Origin of the sequence: Polaribacter sp. SA4-12 (genome assembly GCF_002163675.1) — a bacterium.
Lineage (GTDB): Bacteria > Bacteroidota > Bacteroidia > Flavobacteriales > Flavobacteriaceae > Polaribacter.
Genome location: NZ_CP019334.1, coordinates 1,644,761 through 1,659,134 on the forward strand (window position 1 = coordinate 1,644,761; position 14,374 = coordinate 1,659,134).

13 protein-coding genes are annotated in these 14,374 nt (G+C 28.3%); 8 read left to right on the forward strand and 5 right to left on the reverse strand.

Features of this window, described 5'->3' with window-relative positions; genetic code table 11:
* Positions 1 to 55: 55 nt before the first annotated feature.
* A complete protein-coding gene (locus BTO07_RS07000) occupies positions 56 to 319 on the reverse strand; it encodes a DUF4834 family protein (protein ID WP_087520550.1) in 264 nt (87 codons plus the stop codon).
* Positions 320 to 498: 179 nt separating this feature from the next.
* Between BTO07_RS07000 and BTO07_RS07005 the strand changes: the two genes are divergently transcribed.
* The 8 genes from BTO07_RS07005 (at position 499) to BTO07_RS07040 (ending at position 8,551) form a co-directional block, all read left to right on the forward strand.
* A complete protein-coding gene (locus tag BTO07_RS07005) occupies positions 499 to 1,650 on the forward strand; it encodes a transporter (RefSeq protein ID WP_087520551.1) in 1,152 nt (383 codons plus the stop codon).
* An 18-nt stretch (positions 1,651 to 1,668) separates the two neighbouring features.
* Positions 1,669 to 2,790 carry a GTP cyclohydrolase gene (locus BTO07_RS07010; RefSeq protein WP_087520552.1) on the forward strand — a complete coding sequence of 374 codons (1,122 nt, stop codon included), beginning with the start codon at positions 1,669 to 1,671 and terminating at the stop codon, positions 2,788 to 2,790.
* A gap of 129 nt (positions 2,791 to 2,919) precedes the next feature.
* Positions 2,920 to 3,627, forward strand: a complete 708-nt coding sequence (locus tag BTO07_RS07015; RefSeq protein ID WP_087520553.1) for a 16S rRNA (uracil(1498)-N(3))-methyltransferase — start codon at positions 2,920 to 2,922, stop codon at positions 3,625 to 3,627.
* Positions 3,628 to 3,839: 212 nt separating this feature from the next.
* Complete coding sequence (locus BTO07_RS07020; RefSeq protein ID WP_087520554.1) at positions 3,840 to 4,976, forward strand: helix-turn-helix domain-containing protein; 1,137 nt, start codon at positions 3,840 to 3,842, stop codon at positions 4,974 to 4,976.
* A gap of 182 nt (positions 4,977 to 5,158) precedes the next feature.
* Positions 5,159 to 5,773 carry a hypothetical protein gene (locus BTO07_RS07025; RefSeq protein WP_087520555.1) on the forward strand — a complete coding sequence of 205 codons (615 nt, stop codon included), beginning with the start codon at positions 5,159 to 5,161 and terminating at the stop codon, positions 5,771 to 5,773.
* A 122-nt stretch (positions 5,774 to 5,895) separates the two neighbouring features.
* Positions 5,896 to 6,537 carry a DUF4159 domain-containing protein gene (locus tag BTO07_RS07030; protein ID WP_087520556.1) on the forward strand — a complete coding sequence of 214 codons (642 nt, stop codon included), beginning with the start codon at positions 5,896 to 5,898 and terminating at the stop codon, positions 6,535 to 6,537.
* Positions 6,521 to 7,474: a bile acid:sodium symporter family protein gene (locus tag BTO07_RS07035; protein ID WP_087520557.1), complete on the forward strand. Its 954-nt coding sequence runs from the start codon at positions 6,521 to 6,523 to the stop codon at positions 7,472 to 7,474. Before BTO07_RS07030 ends, BTO07_RS07035 begins: the two co-directional genes overlap by 17 nt.
* A 9-nt stretch (positions 7,475 to 7,483) precedes the next feature.
* Positions 7,484 to 8,551, forward strand: a complete 1,068-nt coding sequence (locus tag BTO07_RS07040; protein WP_087520558.1) for a lysophospholipid acyltransferase family protein — start codon at positions 7,484 to 7,486, stop codon at positions 8,549 to 8,551.
* Between the two features lie 162 nt (positions 8,552 to 8,713).
* Here BTO07_RS07040 and BTO07_RS07045 read toward each other — a convergent pair whose 3' ends face one another.
* The 4 genes from BTO07_RS07045 to BTO07_RS07060 all read right to left on the reverse strand — a co-directional run bounded on the left by BTO07_RS07045 (position 8,714) and on the right by BTO07_RS07060 (position 14,190).
* The gene (locus BTO07_RS07045; protein WP_087520559.1) at positions 8,714 to 11,632 is read right to left on the reverse strand and encodes a glycoside hydrolase family 3 N-terminal domain-containing protein; all 2,919 of its coding nucleotides are present in this window, start codon (positions 11,630 to 11,632) and stop codon (positions 8,714 to 8,716) included.
* Positions 11,633 to 11,820: 188 nt separating this feature from the next.
* Entirely contained in the window at positions 11,821 to 12,306 is a 486-nt protein-coding gene (locus BTO07_RS07050; RefSeq protein WP_087520560.1) for an ABC transporter ATPase, read from the reverse strand.
* Positions 12,307 to 12,409: 103 nt separating this feature from the next.
* Entirely contained in the window at positions 12,410 to 13,237 is an 828-nt protein-coding gene (locus BTO07_RS07055) for a 3'-5' exonuclease (protein WP_087520561.1), read from the reverse strand.
* Between the two features lie 98 nt (positions 13,238 to 13,335).
* Complete coding sequence (locus BTO07_RS07060; RefSeq protein WP_087520562.1) at positions 13,336 to 14,190, reverse strand: PPK2 family polyphosphate kinase; 855 nt, start codon at positions 14,188 to 14,190, stop codon at positions 13,336 to 13,338.
* Positions 14,191 to 14,374 lie beyond the last annotated feature (184 nt).

Genomic DNA, 14,374 nt, shown 5'->3' on the forward strand with positions numbered 1-14,374 from the left:
GTGAATACTTTTTAATTAATGTTTTAACAATCTAACTAGCTAAGAAAACTCTTAATTAGTCAACTTCTTCAAAATCTACATATTCACCAACAGAATTTTTACTTTGTTGTTGACTACCTGGTTTTTTGTCGATTACTGTTTTCCCTTCTTCAACAGTACTTTTTTGTTGCTGTTGTTGTTGTCCTCCAAATTGCTGTTCAGCTTTCTTTTTAATTGTTTCTGTAGCTTTCTTCATCAAATAAGGCGCAAATAATCGTGCTAGAAACTTAAAAGCATAGTAACAAAAAATGATAATAAATATAGTTCTTAGTAAACCCATTTAAATTAATATTTATAAAAAAATCATTCAAAAATAACAATTTGAAGACAATTGAAGCGTTAACAAACTATAAAAGTTTCACAAACTCAAAAAAGTATCGTTTGCTTTTAAAAAATAGCATTTTTAACCTATGTTTGTGTTAGTTGATAGATACTACTTATAAAATTGTATTCTAATTTATGAAGCACCTTTTTACAAAACTCTTTTTAGTCTTTTTATTTATTGTAACAAACTCTATACAAGCACAATATACAGATGTAATAAACTCAAATAAACCTGGTTTTTCTGAAAGTCCTTATAGTGTTGGCACAGGAGTTTATCAATTTGAAACTAATTTTTTCTTAAGAGATACAAGCATTGAACCTACTTTTTCTATGCCACAATCTTTTGGAATAGATTTACTTTTTAGAACTAGTTTTTTTCTTGAAAAATTAGAATTGAATGCTCAATTAACATATCAGAGAGATAAAGTTGCTTTTAAAAACATATTTACTTCTCATTATTTTACTTCTGGATTAAGTAAATTTACAATTGGAGCAAAATATTTATTGTTTCAACCAGAATATACAGATAAAACAAAAGAAGTTAGAAGTTGGAAAAGAAGAAATGCTTTTGATAAAAAACGTTTGATTCCTTCTGTAGCTATTTATTTAGGGATGAATACCGATTTGGTAAACGACATTTATAAAACGGAAAGTATTACTCCTAAAGTTGGTGTTTTATTACAACATAATCTTACCAACGAATTTAATGTTATTTCAAATGTATATTATGATAAAATAGGAACTGACTTTTCTGAAATTTCATATATAATAACAGCTACACAGAATTTTGGTTCAAGATGGTCTGGTTTTTTAGAGCATCAAGGAATTTTTCAGAAATACCAAAATAATGTAAATTTCGGAACTGGATTAGCATACTTATTTAGTAAAGATTTTCAAATTAATACTTCTGCAAGATATCTTTTAGAAGGAAAAGCTTCTGGTTTTTATGGTAGTTTAGGAATCTCTTATAGAATTAACAAACACCAAGATGCTTATACGGATTTAGATGAAGTAAGCAAACAGCTAAAAGACACACCAATTACCAGATACAACGCCGAACAAAGACGTGGTTTTTTCTCTAGAATTCTAAATATTTTTAAGAAAAAAGATAAAAACACAACTACTCGAAAAAGAGCCACAAGAACTAGAAAGTCAACGACTAAAAAGAAGAAAAGTGGTTTCTTAGGTTTGTTCAGTAAGAAAAAGAAAAAAGAAGAAACAGAGATCGAAAAATTAGAAAGAGAAATTAAAGAACTCGAAAAGGAAGTAGAAAAAGATAACAAATAGAATTCTTATTTTTGTACTATGATTACGCTAAAAAAAGTTACTTCAAAAAAAGATATGAAAGCCTTTGTGCTTTTTCCTTTTTCATTATATAAAGACAATAAATATTGGGTTCCTCCTATTATAAAGGATGAAATTGATAATTTTGATCCAACAAAAAATCCTGTTTTCGAAAATGCAGATGCTCAGTTTTTTGTAGCAATGCGAGATAATAAAATTGTTGGTAGAGTAATTGCAATTATAAATTGGTTTGAAGTTGAAAAACAACAAATTAAAAAAATGCGTTTTGGTTGGTTTGATATTATTGATGATATCGAAGTTTCAAAAGTACTTTTAGATAAAGTAAGAGAAATCGGACTTGAAAATAACCTAGAATATATTGAAGGTCCTGTTGGGTTTAATAATTTAGATAAAACGGGTGTTTTAACTGAAGGGTTCGATCATTTAGGAACTATGATTACTTGGTATAATCATCCTTATTATAAAGATCATTTAGAGCAATTAGGTTTTGTAAAAGAGAAAGAATATTTAGAAAATAAATTCAAATTTAAAAATGTTGATGGTGTTTATTTTGATAGAATAAGTAACATTTTAAAAAGACGTTTCAAATTAAAAGCATTAGATTTTACAAAGACAAAAGACATTATGCCTTATGTTGATGAAATGTTTGAAGTTTTTGATGCAGCGTATTCTAAATTATCAACTTTTGTACCTATTTCTGATTCTCAAATAGCATTCTTTAAAAAGAAATACATTTCATTTATCAATCCAGAATATATAAAATTTGTGGTTGATGAAAATAATAAATTAGTTGCTTTTGCAATTGTAATGCCTTCTTTTTCTGAAGCTTTACAGAAAGCAAAAGGAAAATTATTTCCATTTGGATTGTTTCATTTATTAAAAGCGAGAAAGCACGCTAAAGACGTTACTTTTTACTTGATTGGCGTACATCCAGATTATCAAAATAAAGGTGTACATGCTATTATTTTTGATCAATACACAAAAACATTTAAACCTTTAGGTATTGATAATTGTATTAGAACTCCTGAGTTAGAAGACAATGAAGCCATTAATAAATTGTGGGAAAACTTTAAACCTGTAACTCATAAAAGACGTAGAACTTATAAAAAGAGTATTCAGTAATTTAGTCTTCAGTGGCAGTCGCAGTTTTCACAAATGAAAAAACTAACGAATGTCATTTCGAAATGAGCTTTTTTAGCGATTGAGAAATCTAAATTTTGATCTTTAATCATTAAACTTTGAACCCACAGCATGCAACTATTTTATAATTCAGAAATTACTGTAGAAACCAAACAAATTACTTTCGATAAAATAGAGAGTAAACATATTGTACGTGTTTTACGTAAACAAGTAAATGATGTTCTAAAAATCACAAACGGAAAAGGTTTTTTGTTTGATGTAAAAATAATTATTGCTAGTGATAAAAAATGCCTTGCAGAGGTTATTAATGCTGAAGAAAAGCCAAAACCTTGGAATTATTATTTACACATTGCAATTGCGCCAACTAAAAACAATGACAGAATAGAATGGTTTTTAGAGAAAGCAACAGAAATTGGTATTGATGAAATTACGCCAATTATTTGCTCTAATTCTGAGCGTAGGATTGTAAAACTAGAACGTTTTGAGAAAATTATTCAATCTGCAATGAAGCAATCTTTAAAGTTTACGTTGCCTAAATTGAATGAACCTATAAAACTGAATGACTTTTTAAAACAAGATATTGATGGACAAGTTTGTATTGCACATTGTGAGGAGCAAGAAAAGACATTATTGCAATCTGTTGTAAAGCCATCAGAAAAAACAACGATTTTAATTGGTCCTGAAGGAGATTTTTCATCAGAAGAAATAAAAAACTGTTTAGCAAAAAATATGACTCCAATTTCTTTAGGAGAAAGTAGATTAAGAACAGAAACTGCTGCTTTAGTTGCAGTTAATACAGTTTCATTTATCAATCAGTAGTTACTAAACTATTTGTCTTTCCTGCGAAGGCAGGAATCTAAACTTGTTTTTCAGAAAAGTTAAAAAGTAACTTTTTAAAACTATTATTCACTTTATAATAAAAGAAAGGTTATATATGTATTTTGGGCTCATTTTTTCATAGGAATGCAAGCTGTAAAAATCTTCCTTTCGTTAGAAACGACAAATAATGTATCTTTAACAAAAAAGAAAAATTGTCAGTTAAAGAAATTTTCAACTTATTCTTATTAATTAGTGCATTGCATGGTTTTTTATTTTGTGCTGTTATTTTATTTTCAAAAAACAGAAAAGAAAAAAGTATGTTGTTCATCAATTTATTGGTGTTAACAATTTCATTAAACAACATTCAATCTTGGATTCTTGCCAAAGACTTTTTTATAGAATATTTCTTTTTAGATTATGTTCACATTCCTTGGCATTTTTTAATTGCTCCATTCTTTTATATGTTTCTCATCTACTATTTAGAGATTGAAAAACGAAGTAAAAACTTATTAAAAATAATACTTCCAGTTTTTATAATAATCATTTCTATAAGAATTGGTTTTGTTTCATTTCTCAGTGACAAAAACACTTCTGACATTGCCTATCTATTTGAAAAATATACTTCTATTGAAGAAATTTTCAGCTTAATAGTTTCCTTAATTATCTTTGTATATTCTTTTCAAATACTATCAAAAAAGGAACAGCTATTTACAAAAATATTGTCTTTTGATAATTTAAAATGGATTTATACTTTCTTTAAATTAGGTTTATTAACCTATATCTTTTGGATAATTGCCCTCGCAATAACAGTCGCTTTAGACTTTAAAGAATTTATATACTCTTATTACCCGCTTCGTGTTTTAACTACTGTATTAATTTATTGGATTGGTTACCAAGCAATCTTACAATTACGTTTATTAAAAGAAAGAAAAGATTTAAGGAAACAGTTAAACTTTCAACATGTAATTAAAGAAACTACTTCTAAAAATGAAGAAGAAAAGGATGCTGATAAAAAACTATTATTCGATAAAATACATTCTCTAATTGAAGAAAAAAAACTCTTTATAGAACCAAAGTTAAATGCAGATTATTTGGCAAATGAACTTGATATTAGTTCCTCTAAATTATCTAGCATTATTAAATTATTTTCTGATAAAAACTTTAACGATTACATTAATGAGTTTAGAATTGAACTTGCAAAAGAGTTATTAATTCATAAAGATTACATAAACTATACCATTACTTCTATTGGTTTAGAATCTGGTTTTAATTCTAAATCTAGCTTTTATGCTACTTTTAAAAAACATACAGGTTTAACGCCTACAGAATATCAAAAGTCTTTGATATAATAAACTAAGAACTTTCTGTCATTTCTAAATGAGTTTTTCACGATTGAGAAATCTCATTTACAACTAAAAATATGTCCAGAATTCTACGAATGTGTCCAGAATTCTTTAAAATAGAGAAATCCTGGACTCTTCTTTTTTAATTAATTACTAGTTTAGTTTAAAATTTATAATATAATACGATTATGAAAAAAATAATTCTAATTTTAGTTTTAGTATCTTTTTATTCTTGTGAATTAGATATCCCTTGGGAAAAGCCAGATAATAGGGATTGTGTCAAATTTTCTAAAAAAGACTACAATTTTCTACCTACAGAATATAAAAATAAAGACACCCTTATTTTTAAAAATCAGTTTAATGAAACAATTAAATATAAAGTAGGTTTTTATCATTTAGAGAAATGCTCTTTTGATTATTTAAATGATTCAGTAGAATTAGATAAATTGTCTATAATATTAGACATAATTAAAGATGATGGAAGTTATTCTCCTCAAAATTGTTATGAGCCAAGGTTTCATTTTTTTAAAAATGAGAATGGTGGATTAGATAGTTACATTCAGTTTTCTACAGAGCAAAACGAATGTAGAAGTATATCTTTAAGTTTAAATTATGAAGAAAGTTACCAAGAATACACTATTAATAGTATAAAATATGAAAATGTAAAGATTTTTGAATTCAATAACGATTCTCTAGTAACATTTTCTCCAAATAATAAATCTAACATTGTTTATTACGATTTAAAATTTGGAATATTAGGTTTTGATAGTTTAGATGGAAAAATCTGGAGAATAGAAAATTAAACAATATTTTAAAAAGAGAATTTAACTTTAGAAAACGTCATTAAAAAAAATTTTAATGACGTTTTTTAATTCTTCAAAATTGAATTTACTATATTGCTTTCAATTCTTGTTCAAAACAATTAATGAAACAAATATTCTTTATTTTTTTAACATACTTATCGTTAATTAGTTATGCGCAAGATGTTGCTATTTTAAAATATAATGGTGGTGGAGATTGGTATGCAAACCCAACTGCAATTCCGAATTTAGTAGCATTTGCTAATAAAAACATTAAAACCAACATTTCTAAAAACCCACAAGCTGTAACAATTGGTAGCGAAGATCTTTTTAACTACCCAATGTTATTTATGACAGGTCATGGAAACATCCATTTTTCTGACGATGATGCTAATAACCTTAGAAATTATTTAATTTCTGGCGGATTTTTACATGTTTCAGACAATTATGGTTTGGATAAATTTATAAGAAGAGAGTTAAAAAAGGTATTTCCAAAATTAGAGTTTAAAGAGATACCTACAAATCATCCTATTTATAATCAGACTTTTAAATTTCCAAACGGAATTCCGAAAATCCATGAACATGATAAAAAAGCTGCACAAGGTTTTGGCTTATTTTATGAAGGAAGATTGGTTATTTTTTACGATCATGAAACTGATTTAAGTGATGGTTGGGAAGATGAAATTATACATAATAATCCTAAAAGTGTGAGAGAAAAAGCATTAAAAATGGGTGCAAACATTATAGAATATGCTTTTAAAAATTAGTCCTTATTTAGACATAGACGATATTAGAATCAACTTTGACGAAAGTGGTTTATGGGTATTAAATATTGCCATTGCTATTATTATGTTTGGTGTTGCTTTAGGAATTACTATAGACGATTTTAAACGACTCTTTAAGAATCCTAAAATAGTTTTTGTTGGAGTTTTATCACAATTCATTTTATTACCTGCATTCACTTTTTTAGCAATTCTAATTATAGAACCTCATCCTAGTTTTGCTTTAGGAATGATGATGATTGCTGCTTGCCCTGGTGGAAATGTTTCTAACTTTTTTAGTAAAATGGCTGGTGGAAACGCCGCTTTATCTGTTAGTTTAACTGCTTTTGCAACATTAATATGTATTGTAATGACGCCTCTTAACTTACAGTTCTGGGGAAGTTTATATGAACCAACTAATGAAATTTTAAAAACAGTTTATTTAAATCCTTTTGATTTGTTTAAATTAGTTTCCTTAATTTTAGGAGTCCCTTTAATTCTTGGAATGCTCATAAAACATTACCATGCTGAAATGGCAGGTAAGATTGAAAAAGTTTTAAAACCTTTATCAATGTTGGTTTTTATTGCATTAATTTTTATTGCATTTTCTCAAAATTTAGATGTTTTTGTAAATCACATTCACCATGTATTATTCTTGGTTGTTTTTCATAATATTTTTGCTTACTTTTTAGGTTTCTATACTGCAAAAAGTTTTAAATTAAATCATAGAGATTGTAAAACAATAGCTATGGAAACAGGTATACAGAATGGTGGTTTAGGTTTATTACTCATTTTTGGTTTCTTTGAAGGTTTAGGCGGAATGGCTTTATTGGCTGCTTTTTGGGGTATTTGGGATGTGTTTTCTGGTATGGCTTTAGCAACTTATTGGGGAAGAAAAACCAAACAAAAACTGGCTACTGTACTTAACAACACAATTAAATAATTATTACTATTGAAAGCACTTTGGTACAATCTTATTAGGCTAATTGTTAAAACTGGTTTATTCTTTTATTCCAATAGGATAAAAGTTGTTGGTGAAAAAAATATCCCTAAAAAAGGAGCAGTTTTATTTGCGATAAATCACCCGAATGGATTGATCGATCCTTTAATTGCAACAACAAATATTAGAAGAGACAGTCATTATTTAGTGAGAGCTGCATCTTTTAAAAAACCTCTTATAAAGAAAATTTTAGCTTCTTTAAACTTAATGCCTATTTACAGAATTAGAGATGGCGCTAGTCAGTTAGGAAAAAACCAAGAAATTTTTGAAAGTTGTTTCGATATTTTTAAGAAAGGAGAAACTTTAATGATTTTCCCCGAAGGAAGTCATAATAGAAAACGAACAATAAGGCCTTTAAGTAAAGGTTTTACAAGGATTGTATTTGGCGCTTTAGACAAATATCCTGATTTAGAAATAAGTGTAGTTCCTGTTGGATTAACCTATCAGAACGCTTCTTATTACCCAACAAAAGTATCTGTGAATTTTGGAACACCTATTTCTGTAAATGAGTTTTATAACCCCGAAAAACCAAATATTTCTGTAGTTCAACTTAAGGATGAAGTAAGCAATCAATTAAAAAAACTGAGTGTTCATATTGACGATGATGAAAATTACGAAAACACCTTAACGAAGTTAAATGATGCTCAAGTAGATTTTACGAATGTAGATTTGGTAAATAAGATGATTGAATCTGGAAATATACCTGAGAAGAAATCTGCCAAATTAAATTTATTAAAACCATTGTTTTACCTCATCGTTTTAAACAGTATTATTCCTGTTTTAATTTGGAAAACTGTTTCTAAAAAAGTGGATGAAATTGAATTTATAGATACTTTTAGATTTGCTTTTAATAAAGTTACTTTCCCCTTGTTTTATGGACTTCAAACCTGGGTTATTAGTTTATTCTTTGGTTGGAATATTGCAGGAATCTATTTTCTAATATCAATCTTTTTGATTCTGATTTACAGTAAATTTTCTGTAACAAATACAGAAACTAAAATACATCACGAACTTTCTTAAACAAGTTTAGCCCTGATTGAACGGTTTGTTTGAGCTCTTTTTTTTATGCTGAACTCGATTCAGTATCTGTTACAATAATGAAATTACTTTTTAAAAGTGAGAGATGCCGAAAAATAAATTCAGCATAAAAAAAAAGCGAGTAGTGAAAGCAGGAAATAGCTTCTAATCTAAAATAGCATCTTGAATAATTTGCTGAATTTCTGTACGAATATTACTGCTTACCAAACTTCTATTTCTCGCTGTAGGATACACTCTATTAGATAGAAACACATACACCAATCCGCTTTTTGGATCTGCCCAAGTGTAAGTACCTGTAAAACCAGAATGCCCAAAACTTTCATCGGAAACACAACCACAAGTCGCTTTTACTTTTGGGTTTAATTGTGGCTTATCGAAACCTAAACCTCTACGTACTTTTTTATCAGAAAAATATCGGTGATTAAATTTATCTAAAGTAGCCGTTTTTAAATAACGTTTACCTCCATAAGTTCCTTTTTGCAAATACATTTGCATAATCTTGGCAACATCGTTTGCATTGGCAAATAAACCCGCATGACCTCCTACTCCGCCTAACATTGCTGCACCCATATCATGCACATAACCTTGTATTAATTGGTTGCGATAGTAATCGTCTTTTTCAGTTGGAATAATTTCATTTTTTGAAAACTTTAAAAGCGGCAAATAACTTGTCCTATTGGCTCCTAAAGATTGATAAAACTCTTCGTCTACCAAGTTATTTAAAGGTTTATCATATTCTCTCTCAATAGCTTCTTTAAAGATATAATAACCTAAATCGCTGTATTTATAACCAGCTTTTTCTCTTTGATCTGCATCTCTAATATATTTATAAATACTGTCTTTATAATTCTTGTTTAAATACAAATTATTAGCAACTTTAATATTAAACTTTTTTGATTTTTTTTCGCGATAAAAAACAGGTGAATTTTTATGTGTTACACTATCTTGAGTTGCTACATAAAAAGGAATCCACGCTTTTAATTTACCATAATGAGACAGTATCTCTCTCACTGAAACACTTGCTTTATTAGATCCTTTAAAACTTGGTAAAAGTTCTTGTAACTTTTCGTTTAAAGAAATTTTATGCTCTTCTTCTGCTTTCATTATTAATGGCAAAGAAGCTAATATTTTTGTAAGTGATGCTAAATCATAAACATCAGAATTTTTTACTTTTAGCGCCTTTTTGTCTGTGTGATAACCATAACTTTTATTTAAAATAACTTTCCCTTTTCTTGCTACAAAAACCTGAAAACCTGGAGTCATTTTTTTATCTAAAATAATCTTGGCTAAAGAATCTATCTTTTCTAATTTTAGGGAAGACATTTTTACAGCTTCAGGAATTGTGTACTCAAACCGATTAAGATTTGACGTAATAAAACCATGACCTTCTAAAAACTCATTTTTAATAGAAACGGGTAACTTTCCTTTTGCACCAAAAGCACCAAATATTAATTGAGCAGAAAGTTCTTGCGCCAATTTACTGTTCTGATAAGAAACAACAATGCCTTCTATATTTGTAAATGTTTTTACCTGTAATAAACTATATGGACTTGTAAAAACATCTAAAATCACATTTTTTTCTCTTGAAATTTCTTGCAACCAAACAAGCTCTTTGTCTATAAACTTATAACTTTTCCAAGGATTTAAATTTGATCTATGAAAACCAACAATCACCAAATTATAAGGTTTTAACTTTTTTATAATTCCGTCTAAGTTTTTATCAGAAACAACATCGACCTTTCCATAATTTTGTAACATTTTTACAAAATCGTCACCAGAAGCATCACCTAATTTTACGTAAGCAATTTTTCTTTTTTCTAAATTTCGAATAGGCAAATCTCCATTAATATCTTTAACAACTGTCAATGAGTTTTTTACCAATTCTCTGTGTAATAATTCGTCTTCAATCGTATTTAAATCCTTTTCAATATCTTCTAATACAATAGGTTTATAAGTATGTAAACCTGCCCAATATTTTGCTTTCAATATTTTTCTAACAGAAATATCTACACGTTCTTCTGTTAGTGTTTTTAACTCAATTGCTTTTTTAATTAAGTTTACAGTTGCTGGTACATCTTGCGGAATTAATAATAAATCGTTTCCTGCCTGAATTGCTGCCAAATCAATTTCTGATGATGTTGCATAATTTGCAGCACCTTTCATATTTAAACCATCTGTAATTACCAAACCTAAAAAGCCTAATTTTTGTTGCAATAAATTAGTCACCACATTTTTAGACAAAGAAGTTGGCAATCTGCTATCAGACTCTAAACTTGGTATACTTAAATGCGCTGTCATTACACTAGCAATACCTGCATCAAAAACTTTTTTATACGGATACAATTCTACAGAATCTAAACGTGCCATATCAAAATTTAAAACTGGCAATGTATGATGAGAATCGGATGCTGTATCTCCATGACCAGGAAAATGTTTAGCATTTGCCAAAACTCCAATACTTTGCATTCCTTCTGTAAATGCAATTGCTTTCTGAGTTACGTTTTCTTTATTTTCACCAAAAGAACGGTTTCCAATAATAGGATTTTCAGGATTTGTATTGATATCAACAACAGGTGCAAAATTTATATGAATTCCTAAACGCTTGCAATGTTTCCCTAAATGGGCACCAAATTCTTTAATTAAAGAATCATTTCTAATAGCTCCTAAAGTCATATTCCAAGGAAAACGATACGTGTTTTTTAAACGCATATCTAAACCCCATTCCCCATCAAAACCAATCATTAAAGGCACTTTTGCAGAATCTTGATATCTATTATTTAATTCTGCCTGTTTTTCTGGAGTTCCTTGCATAAAAATCAAACTACCAACATGATATTCTTTAATCATCTTCGTAATAAAATACGCATGTTTTTCATCTTTATTAGAATAGGCTTGTATCATAAATAACTGACCGATTTTTTCATCTAAGGTCATATTTTTCATAATACTATCTACCCAAATAGTTTGCGCCTCTGCATCTTTCGTTCTTAAAGGATCTACACTTTGAGCAGATAAATTAAAAACAAAACCTATAAAAAGGATAATAAGTAACTCTTTCTTCATATTTTTCTTCAACAATTTTTTTGGGCGTTTTAACAGGCTTTCGCTACTCGCTTTTTTTAGGTTTGTTCTCGATACAATTCTGCAAAATAGCAGAATTACTCGAACTGACACCTAAAAAAGAGCTCAAACAAACCGCTCAATCCTTAACGCAACTTATCTAATAACTTACTACAATAATAAATCAATAGTTATACCAAAAAGCGTTTGTGCCAGCTTTCTTTTGCAGGAATTTCCCAATTATTTTCAAAATCTTCTTTTGTGCTAACCATATTATTAAACACAATTGTTTCTGAAGTTACTTTTTGTTCTTTCGCAAACTTTTGAAAATCAGATAATTTTACTAAATTAATAGTATCGTTATCTTTAAAAGTAATGTTCATTTTATCCATTAAGTCTAATTTCAATTCATTCTCTAAACCTTGAATAAAACGAACTGAACTATCAATAGAACAACCAGAAACATCATTAAAACTTTCATCTACTGCCAATACCAAAAACTGATTGTATTTTATAGTAAAAGAACCTTTTAAATCATCTCCATGACGCGTCCATTGATTGATAAACTCTTTTGCTTTTGCTGAAATTAATTCAACTTCATTTGCTGTAAACTCTCTATCAGATTGGTAAATCCAAACGCGAGAATTGTTGGGTAAATTTTTATATTCTGTAAACATATTTTTATATTATTTGATCACTAGATTTTTAGATTGTTAGAATCTTAGATTTCTCAATCGTCTAAAAAGACTCATTTCGAAATGACAAAAAAAAAACAAAAACCTACCTTAAATTAAACTTCTGTTGTAAAGCTTGTAACTTTTCTTTATCTGACATTTTCTTTTTTGGAGCAGTCATTCTTTGTTTAATCTCGTTTAACACCTTTTTAGTGTATAAAGGAAAATCTGCATTTTGCATCCAATTATTATAACCTGGGTTTTCTTTAAAAACCTCTTCTACTGTTCTTCCTTTGTATTTTCCGAAAGAAAATATTTCTTGTTTTTCATCATTCATTAGAATAAAACCAGCAAAATCTGCTCTTTCTCCGTGTGTAGAAAATTCACTTAAAGCGTCTACAGAGTTTTCTATATCTTCATATTTATCTAATTGCGCTAATAAAATTTCGTAAGTCGCATTTGTATCTGCTGCTGCTCCGTGAGCTCCTTCTAATTCTCTACCACAATAAAACTGATAACCAGCACTTAACGTTCTTTGCTCTTTCTTGTGAAAAATAACTTGTACATCAATTGCTTTTCTATTTTTCATATCAAAGTCAATACCAGCACGCATTAATTCTTCTGCTAATAACGGAATATCAAAACGATTTGAGTTAAAACCAGCTAAATCAGAATCTGCAATCATTTCATTTACTTGTGCTGCTAATTCTTTAAAAGTAGGTTCTGCAGCTACTTTTTCGTTGGTAATTCCATGTACATCTATAGATCCTTGTGGAATTTCCATTTCTGGATTTACCAACCACGTTTTACTTTCTTTATTTCCGTTTGGAAACACTTTTAAAATTGCTATTTCTACAATTTTATCCGTTGCAATATTAATTCCTGTTGTTTCTAAATCGAAAAATACGATTGGTTTTGTTAGGTTTAATTCCATTTTATTTTTTTGTCATTCCTGCGAAGGCAGGAATCTATTTTTAGTTATTTTTAAAGTTGAAGTTCTGTTTTAAAAACTTTCAACTTTACAACTCTTATTTATTCGTTATTTAATTCTGTTTTAAAATGGTCTAATTGTGCTAAATTTTTAGACGACAAACTAGGTTCTTTAAAATTATATTTTTCTAATTCTTCTAATACGATATCTGCTAAAAGTAATCTTGCTGATGGTTTATCATCCGCAGGAATAATATACCAAGGTGCATTTTCTTTTGACGTTCTGTTTAATAAGTCTTCGTAACAAAACTGGTATTTATCCCATAATTTACGTTCTTTTAAATCGCCTGCAGAAAATTTCCAATTCTTAGCAGGTAAATTCAATCTACGTAATAATCTATTTTTTTGTTCGTCTTTAGATAAATTTAAAAAGAATTTTAAAACAATTGTTCCACTATCAACAATATGCTCTTCAAAATTGTTAATTCTCTCCATTCTGTTATGGTAGAATTCGTCATTTATATCTTCTAAACTATTTATTGTTGGTAAATTTTCTCCAAATACATAACCAGGATGCACTCTTGTTACCAACACGTTTTCATAATGCGTTCTATTAAAAACACCAATCTTTCCTTTTGCAGGAAGTGCAATATAATGGCGCCATAAAAAATCGTGTTTTAACTCTAATTCTGTGGGTACTTTAAAACTATGCACCTCAACTCCACGAGCATTTACATCTTTAAAAACCTCTCTAATTAAGCTGTCCTTACCAGAAGTATCCATTCCTTGTAAGCAAATTAACATGCTATATTTGCCTTCTGCATACATAGTATCTTGAATTTTACTTAACTTTTTTCTTATTTTCTTGAGCTTCTTTTCAGCATCATCAAAAACTTCTTTGGTGTTAAAATCAGCAAGCTGAATACTGCTTTTAACTTTATATTTATCTTTATTCATCTTCATTTTAAATATTTTTTAAAGATAGAAAAAATAGTGATTTTCTATTTGATTTTCATCGCATTTTCTAATAATTATATTCACAATATGCTTATCTTCTAAAAATAGCGGAATTATTTTATCTAAATCTTAATTTTAGTATAAACTTATTTATTTTTTAACCTTTTAATTTCATTATTTTTGC

Coding starts and splice junctions, on each gene's coding strand:
- BTO07_RS07025 (WP_087520555.1), top strand. CDS start 5,159: ATGAAAAAAATAATTCTAATTTTAGTTTTAGTATCTTTTTATTCTTGT.
- BTO07_RS07045 (WP_087520559.1), bottom strand. CDS start 11,632: ATGAAGAAAGAGTTACTTATTATCCTTTTTATAGGTTTTGTTTTTAAT.
- BTO07_RS07000 (WP_087520550.1), bottom strand. CDS start 319: ATGGGTTTACTAAGAACTATATTTATTATCATTTTTTGTTACTATGCT.
- BTO07_RS07015 (WP_087520553.1), top strand. CDS start 2,920: ATGCAACTATTTTATAATTCAGAAATTACTGTAGAAACCAAACAAATT.
- BTO07_RS07035 (WP_087520557.1), top strand. CDS start 6,521: ATGCTTTTAAAAATTAGTCCTTATTTAGACATAGACGATATTAGAATC.
- BTO07_RS07010 (WP_087520552.1), top strand. CDS start 1,669: ATGATTACGCTAAAAAAAGTTACTTCAAAAAAAGATATGAAAGCCTTT.
- BTO07_RS07055 (WP_087520561.1), bottom strand. CDS start 13,237: ATGGAATTAAACCTAACAAAACCAATCGTATTTTTCGATTTAGAAACA.
- BTO07_RS07030 (WP_087520556.1), top strand. CDS start 5,896: ATGAAACAAATATTCTTTATTTTTTTAACATACTTATCGTTAATTAGT.
- BTO07_RS07060 (WP_087520562.1), bottom strand. CDS start 14,190: ATGAATAAAGATAAATATAAAGTTAAAAGCAGTATTCAGCTTGCTGAT.
- BTO07_RS07005 (WP_087520551.1), top strand. CDS start 499: ATGAAGCACCTTTTTACAAAACTCTTTTTAGTCTTTTTATTTATTGTA.
- BTO07_RS07050 (WP_087520560.1), bottom strand. CDS start 12,306: ATGTTTACAGAATATAAAAATTTACCCAACAATTCTCGCGTTTGGATT.